General features: G+C 63.3%; 16 protein-coding genes. 11 read left to right on the top strand and 5 right to left on the bottom strand.

Annotated features, from left to right (window positions below; translation table 11 throughout):
* Positions 1-51: 51 nt before the first annotated feature.
* Both HLG70_RS26430 and HLG70_RS26425 read right to left on the bottom strand, forming a co-directional pair.
* Complete coding sequence (locus HLG70_RS26430) at positions 52-1,014, bottom strand: FecR domain-containing protein (protein WP_171664924.1); 963 nt, start codon at positions 1,012-1,014, stop codon at positions 52-54.
* Between the two features lie 6 nt (positions 1,015-1,020).
* Complete coding sequence (locus tag HLG70_RS26425) at positions 1,021-1,548, bottom strand: sigma-70 family RNA polymerase sigma factor (protein ID WP_171664923.1); 528 nt, start codon at positions 1,546-1,548, stop codon at positions 1,021-1,023.
* A gap of 287 nt (positions 1,549-1,835) precedes the next feature.
* Between HLG70_RS26425 and HLG70_RS26420 the strand changes: the two genes are divergently transcribed.
* From HLG70_RS26420 to HLG70_RS26390, 7 genes are all read left to right on the top strand, one after another.
* Positions 1,836-2,366, top strand: a complete 531-nt coding sequence (locus tag HLG70_RS26420) for a hypothetical protein (RefSeq protein ID WP_171664922.1) — start codon at positions 1,836-1,838, stop codon at positions 2,364-2,366.
* A 22-nt stretch (positions 2,367-2,388) separates the two neighbouring features.
* Complete coding sequence (locus HLG70_RS26415) at positions 2,389-3,597, top strand: GGDEF domain-containing protein (RefSeq protein ID WP_171664921.1); 1,209 nt, start codon at positions 2,389-2,391, stop codon at positions 3,595-3,597.
* A 182-nt stretch (positions 3,598-3,779) separates the two neighbouring features.
* On the top strand, positions 3,780-4,289 hold the full coding sequence (locus tag HLG70_RS26410) for a sigma-70 family RNA polymerase sigma factor (protein WP_171664920.1): 510 nt from the start codon (positions 3,780-3,782) through the stop codon (positions 4,287-4,289).
* Complete coding sequence (locus HLG70_RS26405; protein ID WP_171664919.1) at positions 4,286-5,221, top strand: FecR domain-containing protein; 936 nt, start codon at positions 4,286-4,288, stop codon at positions 5,219-5,221. Before HLG70_RS26410 ends, HLG70_RS26405 begins: the two co-directional genes overlap by 4 nt.
* A 104-nt stretch (positions 5,222-5,325) precedes the next feature.
* Entirely contained in the window at positions 5,326-7,719 is a 2,394-nt protein-coding gene (locus tag HLG70_RS26400) for a TonB-dependent siderophore receptor (protein WP_234103243.1), read from the top strand.
* 812 nt (positions 7,720-8,531) lie between these two features.
* A complete protein-coding gene (locus HLG70_RS26395; protein WP_171664918.1) occupies positions 8,532-11,519 on the top strand; it encodes an autotransporter outer membrane beta-barrel domain-containing protein in 2,988 nt (995 codons plus the stop codon).
* Complete coding sequence (locus HLG70_RS26390) at positions 11,513-11,656, top strand: hypothetical protein (RefSeq protein WP_171664917.1); 144 nt, start codon at positions 11,513-11,515, stop codon at positions 11,654-11,656. The genes HLG70_RS26395 and HLG70_RS26390 overlap by 7 nt, the downstream gene beginning before the upstream one ends.
* Before the next feature lie 452 nt (positions 11,657-12,108).
* Here HLG70_RS26390 and HLG70_RS26385 read toward each other — a convergent pair whose 3' ends face one another.
* A complete protein-coding gene (locus HLG70_RS26385) occupies positions 12,109-12,465 on the bottom strand; it encodes a hypothetical protein (protein WP_171664916.1) in 357 nt (118 codons plus the stop codon).
* Positions 12,466-12,888: 423 nt separating this feature from the next.
* On the bottom strand, positions 12,889-13,371 hold the full coding sequence (locus HLG70_RS26375) for a DUF2165 family protein (RefSeq protein ID WP_171664915.1): 483 nt from the start codon (positions 13,369-13,371) through the stop codon (positions 12,889-12,891).
* Positions 13,372-14,296: 925 nt separating this feature from the next.
* Between HLG70_RS26375 and groES the strand changes: the two genes are divergently transcribed.
* The 3 genes from groES (at position 14,297) to HLG70_RS26360 (ending at position 17,411) form a co-directional block, all read left to right on the top strand.
* On the top strand, positions 14,297-14,584 hold the full coding sequence (gene groES / locus HLG70_RS26370) for a co-chaperone GroES (RefSeq protein ID WP_057283173.1): 288 nt from the start codon (positions 14,297-14,299) through the stop codon (positions 14,582-14,584).
* 37 nt (positions 14,585-14,621) lie between these two features.
* Positions 14,622-16,262 carry a chaperonin GroEL gene (gene groL, locus HLG70_RS26365; protein WP_171664914.1) on the top strand — a complete coding sequence of 547 codons (1,641 nt, stop codon included), beginning with the start codon at positions 14,622-14,624 and terminating at the stop codon, positions 16,260-16,262.
* A 213-nt stretch (positions 16,263-16,475) separates the two neighbouring features.
* Complete coding sequence (locus tag HLG70_RS26360; RefSeq protein WP_171664913.1) at positions 16,476-17,411, top strand: YihY/virulence factor BrkB family protein; 936 nt, start codon at positions 16,476-16,478, stop codon at positions 17,409-17,411.
* A 22-nt stretch (positions 17,412-17,433) separates the two neighbouring features.
* On the opposite strand, the gene HLG70_RS26355 is transcribed toward HLG70_RS26360, so the two are convergent.
* Entirely contained in the window at positions 17,434-17,919 is a 486-nt protein-coding gene (locus HLG70_RS26355; protein WP_171664912.1) for a MarR family winged helix-turn-helix transcriptional regulator, read from the bottom strand.
* A gap of 140 nt (positions 17,920-18,059) precedes the next feature.
* Between HLG70_RS26355 and HLG70_RS26350 the strand changes: the two genes are divergently transcribed.
* The gene (locus HLG70_RS26350; protein WP_171664911.1) at positions 18,060-19,517 is read left to right on the top strand and encodes a 2-hydroxymuconic semialdehyde dehydrogenase; all 1,458 of its coding nucleotides are present in this window, start codon (positions 18,060-18,062) and stop codon (positions 19,515-19,517) included.
* The last annotated feature ends 3 nt before the right edge of the window (positions 19,518-19,520 follow it).

The following is a 19,520-nucleotide window of genomic DNA, read 5'->3' as shown; positions in this document are numbered from 1 at the left end:
CCTGCTAAGTCGGACGAGCGCGGAAAAAGGACAATGCCAGCTGAAAATAAATCAGCCGCGCGGAACAATCCGCGTGTAATAGCGGGTGAAACGCGACACCCGCACGGGCAGCGCGCGTTCCACGGCGGCCAGCGCCCGGTCGGTATCGTCGATCGGGAACGCGCCCGACACGCGCAGGGACGCGACCGCCTCGTCGCAGCTGAGACGGCCGGGACGATAGCGGTCCAGCTGCGCAATGAAGTCGTCCAGCCGCATGCCGTCCACGATCAGCTGGCCGCGGGTCCAGGCGTCCGGTTCGCCCGTGATGGCGCCGTCATGGCGGGCGCCCGCCCCCTCCAGCACGCCTTGTTCGCCTGCCTTCAGCACCAGCGCCGCCCCCCCTTCGGCGGGCAGCAGTTCGACCGCATGCCGCAGCACCGCGACTTGAGTCCACGAGTCCTGCCGGTTGACGGTGAAGCGCGTGCCCAGCGGGCGCACCGTGCCGTGCAGCGTCGTCACCCGCAAGGGCGGCAAGCCCGGGGCGGCGTGTTCGGTATCGATCAGGATCTCGCCCGCATGGACGGTGATGTGGCGGCCGCGAGCATCCACGGCCACGTCCACCGCGCTGGCGCTGTCCAGCCACAGCAAAGTGCCGTCGGTCAGCAACAGTTCGCGTCGCTCGCCCGCGCCCATGCGGTAGTCGGCCAGATAGCGGGCCGTCATCCGCTCGACTGGCAGGGTGCGCCAGGCCAGCACGCCGCCCGCGCCGAACAGCACCACGGCCCCCAGCCCGCTACGCAGCGCGGCGCGGCGCCTCGCGAAATGATGGTCGGCGCGGTTGAGCGTGTCGGCCGCCAACCGCGCGGGCGCTGCTCCCAAGGTGCCGCGCAGACTTTCCACCAGCCGCCAGATGCGGGCATGTTCGGGATCGGCCGCCAGCCAGCGGCCATGCGCCGCCACATCGGCCGCGCTCACCTCATCGGCACATAGCCGCGCATACCATTGCGCCGCCGCGGCAATTGTCTTGTCCGTCATCGCCGCCTACTGCCGTTCCAAGGCGTAGACCAGGCAGTGCTCCGTCGCGCGCGCCATGTACTTCTTGACCGAACTGACCGTCACGCCCAACCTGGCCGAGATATCCGCATAGCTTGCGCCTTCAAGCTGCGACATCAGAAAGGCGCGCCGCACCTTGTCGCCCAGGCCGTGCAGCATGGCGTCGATCTCGCGGATGGTTTCCAGCAAGATGGCCTGCGTCTCGGGCGAGATCGCGTGGCCTTCCGGCTGCTGTGCCAGGGTTTCCAGCCAGGCGCGCTCCAGCACCTGCCGGCGGATGTGGTCCACCAGCGTGCGTTGCGCCACCGTGGCCAGAAAACTGCGCGGCTGCCGCACGCCCTGCAGCTGGGCCATGGAGGCGGGCGAGGCCAGCAGACGCAGAAAGGTGTCTTGAGCCAGGTCGGCGGCTTCAGCAGGCACGCTCAGCCGCCGCAACAGCCAGCCGCGCAGCCAGCCGTGATGATCGCGATAGAGCAAGCCCAGCTCGCGGTGCTCCAGAGATTCCGAGGACGACATGGCCGTAGCGCGACCGCTTTCAATTTATTAAGAATAGGAATTGTATTCATTATTGATTGGGATGTGAAACCTCCCGTCGTAACCACCACCGCGCGCAGGCCAATGACGCGGCCTGCCGGTACCGGCCCTGCCCCTAGGCGACGGCTCCTCCACCAGATCCGGAACCGTCAATCAGTTGTATTCTTTCGGCCGTTGTCATCATTCGCGAGGGAGCGCACGTGTATTGCCAGACTTGTGGGGTCGCGCATCGCGGCCGTGCCGCTCTTTGCGACGAATGCAAGAAGACCTTGTCCGGCCTTTCCGAACCAGGGAAGGTCCCGGCGCCCGGCGGCGGACTCGATGCCGATCAGGATCTCATCGCGTCGGGGTACCGAAAACCGCTGTCCAAGGAAGGCGGCTGGAATCGGCCGGAGCTCGTACGCACAAACGTCATTCCCGTTGCGCCAGGCGGTCGCTTTCTCAAGCGGGGTTGGCTTACGGGGTTTGGCGCAGCCGGGCTGATGGCGAGTATTGGCGAAATGGTCTTCAGATGGGGCATCTGGTGGTTCTGGCTGATCATTCCGAGCGGATTCGCGTTCTTTCTGGGCTATGCCCTGATTCGAAAGGGATTTGTCCGGTTTGCGGATCTGATCAACTTCGAAGCCGATCAGGCTGGGCGGGTCTATCTGACCACGATAGGCGGAGACTGCCCGGTATGTAACGCCGAGATCAAGCTCAAGGACATCGGCCCCAAACGCGAGGTCAACACCGTCATTCAGTGCACCGGGAACTCGACCCATCAGTGGGGCTTCGATCCCAAGCGCCTGGATGCGCTGTAGCCGCCAGGACGAGAACTGACTTATGGTTGCAACCACTCTCGTCGCCATGCTGTGTGCACACCTGTTGTGCTTCTCGGGCATGTTTTTACTTATTAGCCGACGTCTGCCTGGCAACAGGATGGGCATGGATTACTTTGCCGTAGGCAACCTCCTGCTGGCGTCGGCCTATATCCTGCAGCTGATCGAAGGGGGGCAGGCCTGGAGCGCGATGAGCGTCGTCAACCATACCCTCACGCTAGCCGCCCCCATCGCCTACTGGCTGGGCGCCATGCGCTTTTTCGGACGTCAGGTTCGATTGTGGCGTCCGTTGATTGTGTTTTCCGCAGCCTACATCATTGCGCAGATTTTGGTTCAGTCGAACGCTGGACCGGCCGCACGCTACGCAATGCTTGCGGCGATGGCGACCGTGCTTTTCTTGGCAATGATAATCACCGTGATCTATGGGGTGCGCACGTTTGCCAAGGACTTGCATGGAGAGATGATTTTTTTCGCGCTTCTGATCGGTGGGATCTGCGTTCTCAATGCGCTGAAGTTCGTGAAAATCGTAGATGGCGGCCTGGATGCGCTGAACATGGACAGCCGCTTTCAGATGATCTTCTACATCTACATGTCCAGCCTGGCCACCATATTGCCGCCCTCCATAGTCTGGCTGGTATTACGACGGCTGACCGATAACCTGCGCAATATGGCGGCGCGAGATCCCATGACGGACCTGCTCAATCGCAGAGGGCTGTTGGAGGCGCTGCAACGGTATTTCAATGCCCGGAATTCCGCGCCTGCGTACTTGCTGCTGATGGATGTCGACCATTTCAAGCTGATCAACGACACCCATGGCCACCAGGCCGGGGATGAAGTCATATGCCATGTGGCGGATTTGCTTCGCGCCACCGTGCGTCGCGGCGATTTGACCGGCCGTATTGGTGGCGAAGAGTTTGTGGCCATTTGCCTGGAAACCGACGCTGCGGGTGTCATGCACCTGGCGGAGCGCCTGCGTGCCAGCGTTGAAAGCCAGGCGATCAAAGATGCCGGTTCTGGTCATCTCTTGCGCTGCACGGTCACCATTGGGATCTCCCCCCCCTTCTCCGGCGCGCATGGCCTGGAAGATGCGCTTCGGCAAGCCGATTCCGCTCTCTACAGGGGAAAAGCGGCTGGACGCAATCGGATCGAATCGGCCGGCATCGCTCACGGCATTTCGGCTGAGAACACGGAACCGGCAATGGTGAATCCATAGGTGGATCGAGATCATTGGATCTCTAATCTTTGGATGAGCGCACTTGCAGGTGGAACCGACGGCACGACGAGCTCCACCTGATCGCAGCTTGCCGATCCAGTGAGACGCTATGTTGCGTGGACGCCGCACCCAAATCACATTGATAGTCTTTCTCATTCTTATTGGTTAGACTTGCGGGCATCTTGTCCACGCCCGACCCGCTCACCCTCCCCGCGATCGAAACCCTGTACCGCCACCATCACGGCTGGCTGCGGGGATGGCTGTGCCGCAAGGTCGGCGACGCCAGCGATGCGGCCGACCTGGCACAGGACACCTTCATGCGCCTGATGACCGGCCGCCAGGGCATGCTGCTGCGCGAGGAGCCGCGCGCCCTCATCACCCATATCGCCAAGGGCCTGCTGGTGGACCACTGGCGCCGCCGCGCCGTGCGCGAGGCCTACCTGGAAGCGATCGCCCACCTGCCGGAACCGCAGGCGCCGTCGCCAGAGACCGGCCTCATCATCATCCAGACCCTGATCGAGATCGACGCCATGCTGAGCCGGCTGCCGGCCGTCACGCGCGAGATCTTCCTGCTGGCTCAGCTCGAGGGCTTGACGCTGGCCGAGATCGTCGAGCGCACCGGCAAGCCGCTGATCACCGTGCGCCGTCATCTGCACAAGGCGCTGTCGGCCTGCATGGCGGTCGCGGCATGAGCGCCGCCGATGGCGCCGTGGACCGCGCCTTGCTGGACGCGGCGGCCGACTGGGTCATCCGCCTGCGCTACGAAACCCCCGATGCCGATACCCGCGAGGCCTTCGTGCGCTGGCTGGCCCAGAGCGACGCCCATGCCCAGGCCTGGGCGCGCGCGCAACGGGTGCTGGACCATTTCGACCGCGTTCCGGCCGGCATCGGCAGCGACGTTCTGCGTTCGCGCGGGCGCCGCTCGGTCGTGCGCGCGCTGATCACCGGCGGGTTGCTCTTGCCGGCTGGTTGGCTGGTCTCGCGCCAGGCGCCGGTCTGGACGGCCGACCTGCGCACGGCCACGGGCGAACGGCGCGATTGGACCCTGGACGACGGCACTCGCGTCGTGCTCAATACCGGCAGCGCCGTGGACCTTCGGTACACCGCCACCGAGCGCCGGCTCGTCCTCCTGGCCGGCGAACTGCTGCTGACCACCGGCAAGGACGCGGTCCGGCCCTTGCTCGTGCAGACGCCGCAAGGCGAAGTCCAGGCCCTGGGCACGCGCTTCAGCGTGCGCCTGAGCGAACGCGCCAGCCAGGTAGCCGTGTTCGAGCATGCCGTCGAAATCCGCCCGCGTCACGGCCAGTCGCTGCGGCTGGACGCCGGCCAAGGCGCCCGCTTTACCGAGATGGGTACCGACACGCCCCTGCCCACCAATGCCGACGCCACCGCCTGGGAGCACGGCATGCTGGTGGTGCGCAACGAGCGCCTGGCCGACGTGCTGGCCGAACTGGACCGCTACCGTCCCGGAGTGCTGCGTTGCGACGCAGAGGTCGCCGACCTGCGCCTGTCGGGCGCGCTGTCGGTCAGCGACACCGACGCGGCCCTGCGCGTGCTGGCCGCCCGCCTGCCGGTCGAGGTGCGGCGCATCAGCGCCTATTGGGTGACGGTCGGCCCCCGGTGAAAAAAAAGTTTGTCGGGCATGAGCACTTTTTCCTTTTCGTGCGGCTAGGGAAATGACACCGCTACGGCGGGCGAATTTCCCCAGATGACAGAAAGGACAAAAGAGTGACTGCACGCAATCACGCCGGGTTGGGCCCGCGCAAGCTAGGGATGTTGTCGGCGCTGTGCGGCGCCTTGGTGGCCGGGGCCATGACCCTCCCGGCCATCGCACAGGCCCGCCCGGTCGCCATCGCCGCCGGCCCCCTGAGCTCGGTACTCGCCAGCTACGCGGCCGCCGCTGGCGTGCAACTGGTATTCGACCAGGCCCAGCTCGCCGGCCGTCAAAGCCCCGGCCTGACCGGCGACTACGGCGTGCAGGAAGGCTTCGATCGTCTGCTGGCCGGCAGTGGCTTTCGTGTGACGTCCGATGGCGCCGGCGGCTATGCCCTGCGCCGCGACTCCCAAATCAGCGAACTCGACGCCGTGACCGTCACCGGCGCGGCGGTGCGCGCCACCAGCGAAGGAACCGGTTCCTACACCTCCGAGGCCGTCACGATCGGCAAGGGTCTGCAACGCCTGAAAGACATCCCGCAATCGGTGTCCGTGGTCACGCGCCAGCAGCTCGACGACCAGAACCTCAACAGCCTGGGCGACGCCATGCGCAACGTCACCGGCGTGACCGTCGAGACGCTCAGCTCCGGCGGCGGCATGTCGGGCTTCATCTCGCGCGGCTACTCGCTGGACAAGCTGCAGGTCGATGGCCTGTCCACCCCAGCCGGTAGCGGCAACCTCTCGCCGGGCTTCGACCTCGCCATCTACGACCGCATCGAAGTGCTGCGCGGCCCAGCCGGCCTCTACCAGGGCACCGGCGAACCCGGCGGCTCGATCAACTTGGTGCGCAAGCGTCCGCTGCAAGATTTCGCCTTCAGCGCCCAGGCCAGCGTCGGGTCCTGGGACTACTACCGCGCCGTGACCGATCTGAGCACCCCCTTCGACAGCGAAGGCAAGGTGCGCGGCCGCTTCATCGCCGCCTACGAAGACCGCGGCTCCTTCGTCGACCGCGTCGACTCGCAGCGCCCGACCCTCTACGGCATCATCGAGGCCGACCTGACGCCCAGCACCACGGTCGCCGCCGGCATCACCTACCAGCGCATGCGCGCCACCCCCGCCTTCGGCCTGCCGGCCTACGCCGACGGCGGCCTGCTCGACGTGCGACGTTCGACCAACCTGAGCGCCGACTGGAACCGCATCGACGAAGAAACCACCGAACTGTTCGCCGACCTCGAGCATCGCCTGGATGGCGGCGGCCGCGTGAAGGCCAGCGTCTTTCATCGCGACACCGACACTCCCGTGCGCGACTTCACCTGGCCGAACCGCGCCGTCAACCGCGCCACCGGCGACACCAACCTGATCGCCTGGTCATACCGCAACCACTGGAAAACAGACGGCGCCGACCTCAACCTCAACCTGCCCGTCCAGGCCTTCGGCCGCGAACACACGCTGCTGTTCGGCGCCGATTACAGCTACACCCACAAGGCCTTCACCTATGGGGGTGGCACGATCTTCCCGACCAATATCTACCAACCCGTCACCAACATGCCCAAGCCGGACATGGAGCAGGTCAACGGCAGCGACGGACGCGTCAGCGAATTCGGTCTCTACACGCGCGCCAACCTGCAACTGGCCGACCCGCTCAAGCTCGTCGTCGGCGCGCGCCTGGCCTGGTGGAAAAACGATGCCCGCAGCGACAACGTTTACTTCGGCGACTTCAGCCAGAACGTCGACCGCATCGACGCCCGCACCTCCCCCTATGCCGGCCTCATCTTCGACCTGAACCCCCAATGGTCGGCCTATGTCAGCTACACCGACATCTTCCAGCCCCAGACGGCCACCACCGCCCAAGGCGCCACCCTGCAGCCCCGCACCGGCCGCCAGGTCGAAACCGGCATCAGGGGAGAATTGCTCGACGGCCGCCTGAACACGCACGCCGCCCTGTTCCAGATCGTCGACCGCAACCGCGCCATGACCGACCCGGACAACCCGCTCTACTCCATCGCCGCGGGCAAAGTGCGCAGCCAGGGCTTCGAAACCGAAGTCAGCGGCTCCCCGCTGCCCGGCTGGGAAATCATCGCCGGCTACGCCTACACCAACACCAAGTACCTGGAGGCCCCCGAAGCCACCAAGGGCCAGGCCTACAGCCAGATCACCCCGCGCCACGCCATCAACCTCTGGAGCCGCTACCACTTCAGCGAGCCGGCGTTGCAAGGCTTCTCGGTCGGCGCCGGCGTGCGCTACAACAGCGGCTTCTACCAGCAAACCGGCAACGTCCGCTGGGAACAGGGCAGCTACACCACCGTCTCCGCCCAGATCGGCTACCGCTACAACAAACACTTTGACGGCACCCTCACTGTCGACAACCTCTTCGACCGCGTGTATTACGAAAAACTCGGCGGCGGGTCGCGTCAAAATTACTATGGCCAGCCTCGTAGCGTCATGCTGACTATGCGGTATCAATACTGAAGAAAAAAATGTACGAACGGCCCCCGAACAGTTGGACGAGATCCGACCGTCGGGGGTTTTTCGGCTAAAGCCGTTTACAGGCGCCAGTTCCACCTATCACTCGCCGCCGTCACCTGGGTCACCTGGCAGTCGCCCGGTTTGGCTCCTGGTCTCGAAACCTCACCTTTACGGCCGCCCTGTGCACGGCCGGGCGGTTCCCGCTGCTCACTACGGGCGCTCTTCAGCGTCATCTTCAGCGAGACTTTTTCCGCCCAATTTTCAAGTTGAATGAACCACTTCCCTCGGTTTTCCAAATTTAATGAACCTCGTGTCGACGTTCATTAAAGATGCGGCTTCGACGCTATAAAAACCAGGACGCCGAGAAATTTAGTTCATCCACGTTCGTGGCCATGGTTCATCGAACATAGTCGTTTTCAAAAAAATCGTTCAACTTGGCCGCCTTCATTCCGTCACATCGCTAGATTCTCTCCGTCCAGGAATATCGACCCACTTCCCTCGAACCAAAGTGAGCCGCTATGACCGCCGTCACTTCATTGTTGCGTTCACCGTTGTCATCGCGACACATTTAGCGAAATAGGAACTGTGCATTCGTCAAATTAATGCGAATATTTGCAAATAATCGCACGCGCAACCGCGGCGATTTCAGCGTAGGTCCCAATCTATTTACGTCGTATGCCCATTTTCTTTGGACACTGATGAAGTACGTCTCGGCGTAGCGCCGGTGCGGCTTCAGGGAGACGAGTCAGATGGCGCACTTCGCATGTTCTTTCAGATACCGAGCCTCATGTTCGGCAGGCGTAGCTGCATGGTTATTGACAGCGACCTCCTGGGCAGCCAACTACCCGCCGTTCACTGTCCCGGCGGGCACGACATTCACCCTGAATGGGGGTGACAACGTCACAGGCACCGGTTCGAGCACAGCCATCCGCGTGGGCGACGCCACCCTGAACTTCGGGCCGGGAAACATCGCGATCGGAAATGTCGACCTGGGAATCTTTGCGACGAATGGTCCTGCGGCGAACATCAATTTCCAAACGGGCACAAACGTCACGATTACGACAGTGACCCCGACGGGCCTCGGTTTGCAATCGACCGTGAATTCCCAGGCTGTATTTTCGCTGGCGCCCAATTCCAACGTTACGATCCGCGGCTTTCAAGGCGTGAACTTGGGCCATACGCCATTTGGCACGTTGAGCCAACTGAACATCGGCAGCGGCGCGACGTTGAAAATCGAAACAGCACCGGCGGGCGGCAACCCATGGCCCAAGGGTGTCATGACGAGCAACAACACCGCGATTTCGATCGCTTCAGGCGGGGTTCTTGATGTGCAGACCACGGGCGGCCAATATGCGCGTGGCATCGAATTGGGCTATAGCCTGACGTATCCGACATCGGTCGAGCGCAAACTCACTACCGCCCCAGGGTCGACCCTGCGCATCAGTACGACGGGCCAGACGGCGGATGGCTTGTACATGCTGGGCCTGGGCGAAGCCGTGCTGCAGGGCACCACCGACATCCATACGACCGGCGCGGACAGCAGCGGCATTTTGCTGCATCAATATGTCAGTCCGACAAACCACCTGGTGGTGGCGCCGCAGGGCGGATCGACCGCGCGAATTTTGACTGAGGGTGCCGATGCCTATGGCGTGATCGGCATAAACGGGTCCCGCGCGGAGCTGTCGGATCTTCAGCTGGAAACGCGGGGTACTGACGCCGTCGGTCTCTACGCATACACAAGCACGGGCGAAACGCCCACGGTCTTCCAGGCAACACGCAACGCCATCAAGACCACGGGACCGGGCGGATTCGGGATCCTCGCGCAAGGCGCCGGCAGCAGCGTCACATTCGACAACGGTTCGGTGCAAACGCAAGGCACGCAAGGCCATGGTGTCGTTGTGGCCGGCACGTCCAGCTTTGCCGCCACGAACAGCACTGTCGCCGCCAACGGACCACAGGCAATCGGCCTATTGCTGACCAGCGATACCGGCACCCAAAGCGCCACCATGAATGGCGGCAGCATTACAAGCGCAATGGGGACCGCCGTCGGCGCCGATGGCGGCACGGCGAATATCCAATTGACTGGAACGACCGTCACGGGCGCCACCAACTGGCTGCAGGTGGCCAGCTCCGGCACGCTGCTAAGCAGCAGGAGCCGCACGCTGCATGGCGTGGATCCCAGCCTTGCGCCGGATGCAGGCAATCCGCCCGGGGTCAGCAGTGGCGGCGCGCTGGCCGGCGCAGCTGCCACCGCCAACGTACTTGCCCGCAATGCGACACTATCCGGCGCCGCGGTCACGGAGGCTGGCAGCACGTCGAACGTGACACTGATCGATTCCACGTGGACTCTGACCGGAAATTCCAATCTCACCACTTTGGTCAACGACCCCAGCCTCATCGATTTCACGCCCCCGCAGGCGGGCGCGTACAAGACCCTCACGGTGCGCAATTACAGCGGGGATGGTGTCATCGCTCTCAATACCTTCTTGGGAACTGACAATTCGCCATCGGACAAACTCGTCATCGATGGCGGGAGCGCCACGGGCGCTTCCCAACTACGCATCAAGAACACGGGCGGCCCCGGTGCGTTGACGACGGCAAGCGGGATTCAGGTGGTCGAAGTGGTCAACGGAGGCGTATCCGGGGCGGGTGCGTTCTCGCTGTCCGGTCGCGCCGTGGCTGGCCCCTACGAATATCGGCTCTACCAGGGGTCCGCCGCGGCTCCGGCCGATCAGAGCTGGTACTTGCGGTCTCAAAAGGAACCGGAGCCGCCGCCCGGACCGCCTACGCCGCCCGGACCGCCCACTCCGCCTGCCCCGCCCGGGCCCACACCCGACCCCGAGCCGCTGTACCGGCCGGAAGTTGCGGCTTACCTGGCCAACCAACGCCTGGTCGGGCAGATGTTCGTGCAGAGCATGCACGACCGCCTGGGAGAACCTCAGTTCATCGAATCGCAACAGTTCGCGGATGACGCCAGCAAGCGCAAAGCACTCTGGCTGCGCGCGGTAGGAAAATGGGAAGGCACCCACAGCCGCGACGGCAACTTTGACGTAAGCACCGACCTTTTCCTGTTGCAGGGCGGCGGGGATCTTGCGCAATGGAAACTCTTTTCGGAGACCGATCGCTTGCATCTGGGAGCCATGCTCGGATACGGGACGGCTGACAGCACAGCCCGCGCCGACGGCAACCCATACAAGGCGAAGGGCCGCGTCGATGGGTTTAGCGCAGGCGTGTACGGCACGTGGTTTCAAAATGACGACACCAAACTAGGTGCCTACGTGGACACTTGGTTCCAATATGGCTGGTTCAACAACAGAGTGCAAGGAAGCGAGCTGCCGCGAGTCGACTACGACTCTCAGGCTTGGGCGGTGTCGGCGGAGGCCGGCTACGCATTCAAGCTGCGGGAAAACTGGATGCTGGAACCGCAAGCTCAGGTGATCTATGTTGACTCCAACACCGACAGCATCACGGAGCAAAACGGCACTCGCGTAGACCGTGCCGACTCGAATGGGACCGTTACCCGCCTCGGGGTACGGACCTTCACCACGCTTGACCTCGGCAATAACCGCAAGGCCCAACCCTTCGCGACCGTAAACTGGTGGCACAGCGACGTCGACAGTTCCGTGTCTTTCAATCAGCTACCCGTCGGGGGGCTGTATCCCAAGGACCGATATGAACTGAAGGTGGGCGTGCATGCCGACTTCACAAAGGGCTGGACCGGATGGGTCAATGCTTCCGGCAGCTGGGGCGCGCAGGATTACCACCAGTATGTAGGCCGGATCGGCGTGAAGTACACGTGGTGACGCTCGACGGTCACCTCGGCGCGGACGATGTGATCGTTCGCGCCGAGGTCAACACCATATGCAGCATGCGCCGCCAACGTTTCGCCCACGCGAAACGCAACTTCATCCAGATCGGATTTCGAATGTTCGCCGTGTAGGAGCATCCGATCCTCTCTGACGCAATTGTTACATTCCAGCTTGAATGCTCCAAATCGCAAGTTGAATGAATTTCGACATCCCCGTTGAGGCGGGGCGGGGCCCTACTGTCGAAGCCCCCCGAGTTTGAAACGGCTCGCCATTAAAAAACAATGACTTAGAAAATTTCCACCATCGAGAGTGGAACCGGTGAGTCATTGAGTCTGGAATTTTGCGGTAGAAAATTCATTGAGCTTGGAATTCTTTGCGGCCTGCATCGATTGATCCAAACTAGCGTCAGGACGCCCACGGGCGTCATTCGGCCGCCGGAAACCCGCGCCACAATCGCCGCCTCTGCCCAGGGTTGTGTTCCGGTGCACGACGCCCGAGCGGGTGCCGTTCAATGGTAGAACGGCGACTTCCCAAGCTTCGTGCGAAGGTTCGATTCCCTACACCCGCTCCAATCCCTCTCTTATCACGCCACCTCCCACAACGCCGCTGTCAGACCCAGCAACAGCAGCATCGCCGACGCCATGAACCATCGCACGGTTTTCCGGTATTCATCCTCGGCGTCATCCTCCAAACGCAAGGCGCGGTAAAGGGCAATTATCTGCAACAGGCTGGCGAGGAACAAGGACACGCCCGGCAGCACGGACAGCGCGCTCCAATTGCCCGGCGCGTCGAAGCCCCAGTAGCGCAGGAAACCCAGCGAAAAGCCCAGCAATACCGTGATGGCCGTAATCAATCCAGCCCGAAAGCCCTGAGGCAGTTCACGTGGCCTGTGGCTGCGGGTCCGTACCAAGTCGTCGTCTGGCGTTTCCGGAGTCATCATTGAGATATTCCGCACTGAGTACGCTACGGCCCACCCGCTACCGGTTCATGTGGGAGCGAAAACTGAACGCCTGCCGTCACTCGGGGCCAGGTTGAATTGATTATGGCGGATATCGCAGCGCACTGGGGCGGCCGGCCTCGTGCAGCGCGGCGGCAACCGTTGTGCTGATGGCGCCCGGGCCCACGATGGCTATGGCGGCATCTGTTGCGGAACTCATGGATTGGGTTCTTTATCGGCTCGCGAGGCCGGGATGCCGCTGCCGCATCGAGAGTTGGTGGCGGCGTGGAGCCGTGAGTTGCATGTGCGCCCGGGCGCGACGAGCGCGGTCAAAATGTAGTGTGACACCTTAAGAAGAGGTCTACCTGGAACGCCTGAGAGGCGCACGGCCAGCTGCCGCTGACGTCCTGAACGCCGGCCGGACGCTCACGCCGCCAGATTGAAGGTCAGGAACATCAGGCACGACCACAACAACAACGCGATGTGTGTCAGTTGCAGCGTGTCCTGGCGTATCCAGTACCCAAACCACAGGCCACTCAGATGCATGGCCAGCAGGCAGGCGGACAGAGCGGCCAAGGCGACGTTCAACCAAGGGCTGGCGGCAGCCAGATCGCCCCGGATCAGCAGCAGGTAGCAGCCGACCCAGGCCGACGCGGCGCCGGCGGTCTGGATCACCAGTAAAAGCCCCAATGCGGCGCGATGCAGCCCCGGCGCCCGTTGCGCGCGGCTTAGTAAGGGCGTAGGGATGCTTGGCTCCTGCGTCAGCGGCAGCATCGCCATCGTGGCGCCGACCGCAGCTGCCGCGCCAGCGAAATCCCGCCGGTTGTTCAGCGCGGCAAGCGTCAGCCAGAGCGCCAGCCCCAAGGCCTGGACAGACAGGAACAGCCAGATAGCAATGGATGTACTCAAAAGATGGTCCTCATATTATGCAAGAATTGCCTTGAATAATATGAGGACTGTTCTGGTCGCGCAATGTAGACCCTGCGGATAGTTCATGGGCGCCGACGTCATTCGCCAACAGCCGTTTGCGGCCAGAAGTGCCAGGAATTCCACACTCTTTGCCACCCGATGCGCGGGTCTACCTGGGCACGACCCTTCTGATCGTAACGCCGACCGGCGAAGAACTGCGCACCACCATCTCTGGCGTTGAAATGATCAACCGGGGCAAGCCGCTAGACCACGTCCCCTTCAGCGTCCCCAGAGGGGTCACAAAGCAGCACTTGGCTATCGGGTCTAAGGTTTACGCCCTTTAATTTCCGACAATTAAAGGACCGGGATACGCGTCTCCGGTTCTCCCCGTACTGACTGCTTCGGGTCGCAAGCGGCCGGACGAAATCGCCATCATCCAAGGGGTTGCGGTGTGGAAGACCGTCGGTCTCCGGCCATCGTCCGGAAAGCGCTGGCGTGCTTACTCGACGGTGGCCCACACTTCCTGATCACGGTCTCAGCCCCGAATGCCCGCCGCCGTCTGGCCAGATTTAGCCTCTCCGGCCTTAAAGCCGCGCGATCTGCGACTCCATGCTCCATATCTGGGCCCCTTTCGGTAGACGCCAAGTACCACTTATGAATGCGAGGCCTCCACGCCCAAATCCACAGCTGTGTTGGCTCTTGAGGCACAAAGAGTTCCAAACTCAATGACAGAAATTCCAAACTCAATGAAATTCGACAACAGGAATTCGACACCTACCTCCCCCGAAATATGTAACAGCCCACCCCCCCCCCCTTGAACCTCCGGACATCATCCCTATAATTAGCACTCGACACCGGTGAGTGCTAACAGCTCTCCCGGGCCAAACCGATCATTCACTTTCTTCTTTAGTAACAGGAGTTCCTCATGGCCTTGCGTCCCCTGGGCGATCGCGTGATCGTCAAACGCCTCGAAAACGAGCGCAAGACTGCCTCGGGTATCGTTATCCCCGACAGCGCTGCTGAAAAGCCCGATCAAGGTGAAGTCGTGGCCGTCGGCCCCGGCAAGAAGACCGAAGACGGCAAGATCCTGCCGGTCGACCTGAAGGCTGGCGACAAGGTTCTGTTCGGCAAGTACGCCGGCCAGTCCGTGAAGGTTGATGGCGAAGAACTGCTCGTCATCCGCGAGGACGAAATCCTCGCCGTGGTTCTGTAAACCCCGCCTCAAACGAATTTTCGAAGGAAGCTAAGAAATGGCTGCCAAGCAAGTATTGTTCGGTGATGACGCCCGCGTGCGCATCGTCCGTGGCGTGAATGTTCTCGCCAACGCTGTCAAGACCACCCTGGGCCCCAAGGGTCGCAACGTCGTGCTGGAGCGCTCGTTCGGCGCCCCGACGGTGACCAAGGACGGCGTGTCCGTCGCCAAGGAAATCGAACTGAAGGACAAGTTCGAAAACATCGGCGCTCAACTCGTCAAGGACGTTGCGTCCAAGACCTCCGACAACGCCGGCGACGGCACCACGACCGCCACCGTGCTGGCTCAAGCCATCGTCATGGAAGGCCTGAAGTACGTTGCCGCCGGTTTCAACCCGATCGACCTGAAGCGCGGCATCGACAAGGCTGTCGCCGCCGCCGTGGCTGAACTGAAGAAGCAATCCAAGCCGGTCACGACCAGCAAGGAAATCGCTCAAGTCGGTTCGATCTCGGCCAACAGCGATGCATCCATCGGCCAGATCATCGCTGACGCGATGGACAAGGTTGGCAAGGAAGGCGTCATCACCGTCGAAGACGGCAAGTCGCTGGAAAACGAGCTGGACGTCGTCGAAGGCATGCAATTCGACCGCGGCTACCTGTCGCCCTACTTCATCAACAGCCCGGAAAAGCAAGTTGCCGTGCTGGAAGATCCGTATGTCCTGATTTTCGACAAGAAGATCAGCAACATCCGTGACCTGCTGCCCGTGCTGGAACAAGTTGCCAAGTCGAGCCGTCCCCTGCTGATCATCGCGGAAGACGTCGAAGGCGAAGCGCTGGCCACCCTGGTTGTGAACAACATCCGTGGCATCCTGAAGACCACCGCCGTCAAGGCTCCGGGCTTCGGCGACCGCCGCAAGGCCATGCTGGAAGACATCGCCATCCTGACGGGCGGCACGGTGATCTCCGAAGAAACCGGCATGTCGCTGGAAAAGGCCGGCCTGGCTGAACTGGGCCAAGCCAAGCGCATCGAAGTGGGCAAGGAAAACACGACGATCATCGACGGCGCTGGCGACAGCAAGTCGATCGAAGCTCGCGTCAAGCAAGTTCGCGTCCAGATCGAAGAAGCCACGTCCGACTACGACCGTGAAAAGCTGCAAGAACGCGTGGCCAAGCTGGCCGGCGGCGTTGCCGTGATTCGCGTTGGCGCTGCCACCGAAGTCGAAATGAAGGAAAAGAAGGCACGCGTCGAAGACGCCCTGCACGCTACCCGCGCTGCAGTGGAAGAAGGCGTTGTGGCTGGCGGCGGCGTTGCACTGCTGCGCGCCAAGCAAGCCATCGCTGACCTGAAGGGCGACACGCCTGACCAGAACGCCGGTATCAAGCTGATCCTGCGCGCTGTGGAAGAGCCCCTGCGCACCATCGTCACGAACGCCGGCGAAGAAGCCAGCGTCGTGGTCAGCAACGTGCTGCAAGGCAAGGGCAACTACGGCTACAACGCCGCGACCGGCGAGTACACCGACCTGGTCGAGCAAGGCGTGCTGGATCCCACCAAGGTGACCCGCACCGCCCTGCAAAACGCTGCCTCCGTCGCCAGCCTGCTGCTGACGGCTGAAGCCGCCGTTGTGGAACTGGCCGAAGACAAGCCCGCTGCTCCGGCCATGCCCGGCGGCATGGGCGGCATGGGCGGCATGGACTTCTAAGTCCCGCCACCCTTGCAAGGCCTCCCCGGCTTCGGCCGGGGAACGCAGTATCCCGAAAAACCCCCGGACCTTCGCCCCGGGGGTTTTTCTTTGCCTGTTGTTTCCGATGCGGGCAGTCCCCCTTTGGCGCACACACGTTTGCCAACAATCTCACGGTTTCGCCCTGGCGCATGCGTCCCTACAATGGGGACTCCCCAGACCGAGCCCTGCCCCATGCGCCTACCCAAGACCCTGCTGCGTATCCTGCGACCTTCCGAGATCGGCGGGCTGCTGATGGACTCCGCCAGGCAGTGGTCCAACCATCGCGCCTCCAGCAAGGGAGCGGCGCTGGCGCTGTACATGGTGTTCTCGCTGGCTCCCATGCTGCTGCTGGTGATCGCGGTGGCGGGCGCATTCTTTGGCGAAGAGGCGGTGCGCTCTGAATTGTTCACGCAACTGCGCGACCTGATCGGGGAGCGCGGCGCGGAGGTGATCCAGACCGTGCTGGCCAGCGCCCATGAATCGGGCGGCGGCTGGATCGCGGCCCTGATCTCGATTTTTGTGCTGATATTCAGCGCCACCACGGCGTTCGCGGAATTGAAGGCCAGTCTGGACGAACTGTGGGAAGTGTCGGGCAACCAGAAGGGCGGCCTGCACGGCATGGTGCGCAGCCGCGTGCTGTCGTTTGGCCTGGTGCTGGTGCTGGCGGTGTTCCTGCTGATATCCCTGACCGTGAACGCCGGGCTGGCGGCAGCGCGCGGCTACTACGGCGACCTGTGGACGGCCTCGTCGTTCGCGCTGGTGGCGGAGTGGGTATCCAACCTGTTTTCTTTTTCGGTGGTGGCGGCGCTGTTTGCCGTGATCTTCAAGCTGCTGCCCAGCGCCAGGATCTCGTGGCCGGACGTCATACCCGGCGCGATCGTGACGGCCGGGCTGTTCCTCCTGGGCAAGTGGGGGATAGGCCTCTACCTGAGCCGCGGCGCGGCCGTGTCGGCCTACGGCGCGGCAGGCTCGCTGATCGCGTTGCTGCTGTGGATCTATTACTCCGCGCAGATCTTCTTCTTTGGCGCGGTCTTCACGCGGCAATTCGCGCTGCGCTTTGGCAAGGCGGAAAGGCCTCCGGCGCAAGCCGCAAGCCCGGCGGATTCCGCGCCCACGCACGACGCCTGAACGGCCGGCGCGACGCGCCGCGTCAGGGCGTCTCCCGCGGCTCCAGCCCTGCCATCAGGCGCAGGCATTTCAGGAATACCGGCCGCAATTCCGGCGGAATCGGCGCCAGCACCTGGGCTTCCACCTCGGCATCCTGCGGCAGGATGCGGGCCAACAAAGCCACCCCCTCCTGCGTGATCTCCAGCGCATAGGCGCGCGCATCGCTGGCGGCGCGCGTGCGGCGCACGTATCCCTTCCTGGTCATGCGCGCGATCATCTCGGCAAAGGAATTACGGTCCAGCGCGATAAGTTCGGCGATGCGATTCTGCGTGGCGCCGGGGTTCTGGTAGACGGTGACCAGCAGCGCTTTCTGGCGCGGCGTCAGGTCCTCGTCCGGAAAGGCCTGCGCGAACAGCGCTTCGGCCCGGAAATGGGCGCGGCGCAGCAGGTGGGACGCCACCTGGGTCAGGTCGAATTCCTTCAGGGCCCGGGCGGCGGCCGGGCGGGTGGATCGGGAAGGGGTGGTCATCGGGCGTCCATGAAATATGCCTGGCGATTGTAGGCGCTGGCGTGCTCGAAAATGCGCATTGACTTGGGATCGCCAGCTGCCTATCATCCGCCAATATAGTACGTATACGTATTTATTAGCATCAACCACGGACCCCGATCATGACGATCCGCCAACTGCGCAACTACCTGGACGGCCGCTACGAAGACGGCGCATCCACCTTCGACAAATACAGCCCGGTGGACGGGAAACTGGTCGCCCAGGTCCATGAAGCCAGCCGCGACCAGGTCGGGCGCGCCGTCGCGGCGGCCCAGCGGGCGCTGCCCGCGTGGGCCGGGCTGTCGGTGGCGGCGCGCACCGATCATCTGCTGGCCCTGGCCGATGGCATCGACCGCCGGTTCGACGATTTCCTGCAGGCCGAGATCGGCGACACGGGCAAGCCCGTCAGTTGGGCCGGCAAGATCGACATCCCGCGCGGCGCGGCCAATTTTCGGACCTTTGCCGAACTGGCGCGCACGCTGGACATGGAAAGCTACATGACCGACACGCCGGACGGCCGGCAGGCGCTGAACTACGCCTACCGCAAGCCGCTGGGCGTGGTGGGCGTGATTTCGCCCTGGAACCTGCCGCTGCTGCTGCTGACCTGGAAGGTCGCGCCGGCGCTGGCCTTCGGCAATACCGTGATCATGAAGCCGTCGGAAGTCACGCCCTCCACCGCCACGCTGCTGACCGAGGTGGCGCACGAAACCGGCCTGCCGCCGGGCGTGCTGAACCTGACGCACGGGTTCGGCCCCAACTCCGCGGGCGAATTCATGACCACCCACCCGGACATTGACGGCATCACCTTCACGGGGGAATCCGCCACCGGGTCGGCCATCATGCGCGCCGTGGCGCCAGGCGTAAAACCGGTGTCGTTCGAGCTGGGCGGGAAAAACGCGGCGCTGGTGTTCGCCGATGCCGACTTCGACGCTGCGGTCGACGGCGTGACCCGGTCGGTCTTCGCCAACTGCGGCCAGGTCTGCCTGTGCACCGAACGCGTATACGTCGAACGCCCGATCTACGAGCGCTTCGTCGCGGCGCTGGCGGCGCGGGCGCGCGACATGCGCATCGGCTGGCCGATGGACCCGGACACCGAAATGGGCCCCCTGGTGTCGCGCGAACATCGCGAAAAAGTACTGTCCTACTTTGCGCTTGCGCGCGAGGAGGGCGCGACGGTCGTGGCCGGTGGCGGCGTGCCCGTGTTTGGCGACGCGCGCGACGAAGGCGCCTACGTTCAGCCCACGATCTGGACGGGCCTGCCCGAAGACGCCCGCTGCATCAAGGAAGAAGTGTTCGGCCCCGTCTGCCACGTGGCGCCGTTCGATACCGAAGAGGAAGCCATCCGCCTGGCCAACGACACGCGCTATGGCCTGGCGGCCGCCGTCTGGACCCAGAACCTCACGCGCGGGCACCGCGTGGCCCAGGCCATGAAGGTCGGGCTGGCCTGGGTGAACTGCTGGTTCCTGCGCGACCTGCGCACGCCGTTCGGCGGCAGCGGCCTGTCCGGCATCGGCCGCGAAGGCGGACGCCATTCCCTGCATTTCTACACCGAGCCCACCAACGTCTGCATCAAGCTCTGACCC

Origin of the sequence: Achromobacter deleyi, from assembly GCF_013116765.2 — a bacterium.
Lineage (GTDB): Bacteria > Pseudomonadota > Gammaproteobacteria > Burkholderiales > Burkholderiaceae_B > Achromobacter > Achromobacter deleyi_A.
Note: the sequence above shows the minus strand (reverse complement) of the source record. Positions and strands in the feature narration are given on the sequence as shown.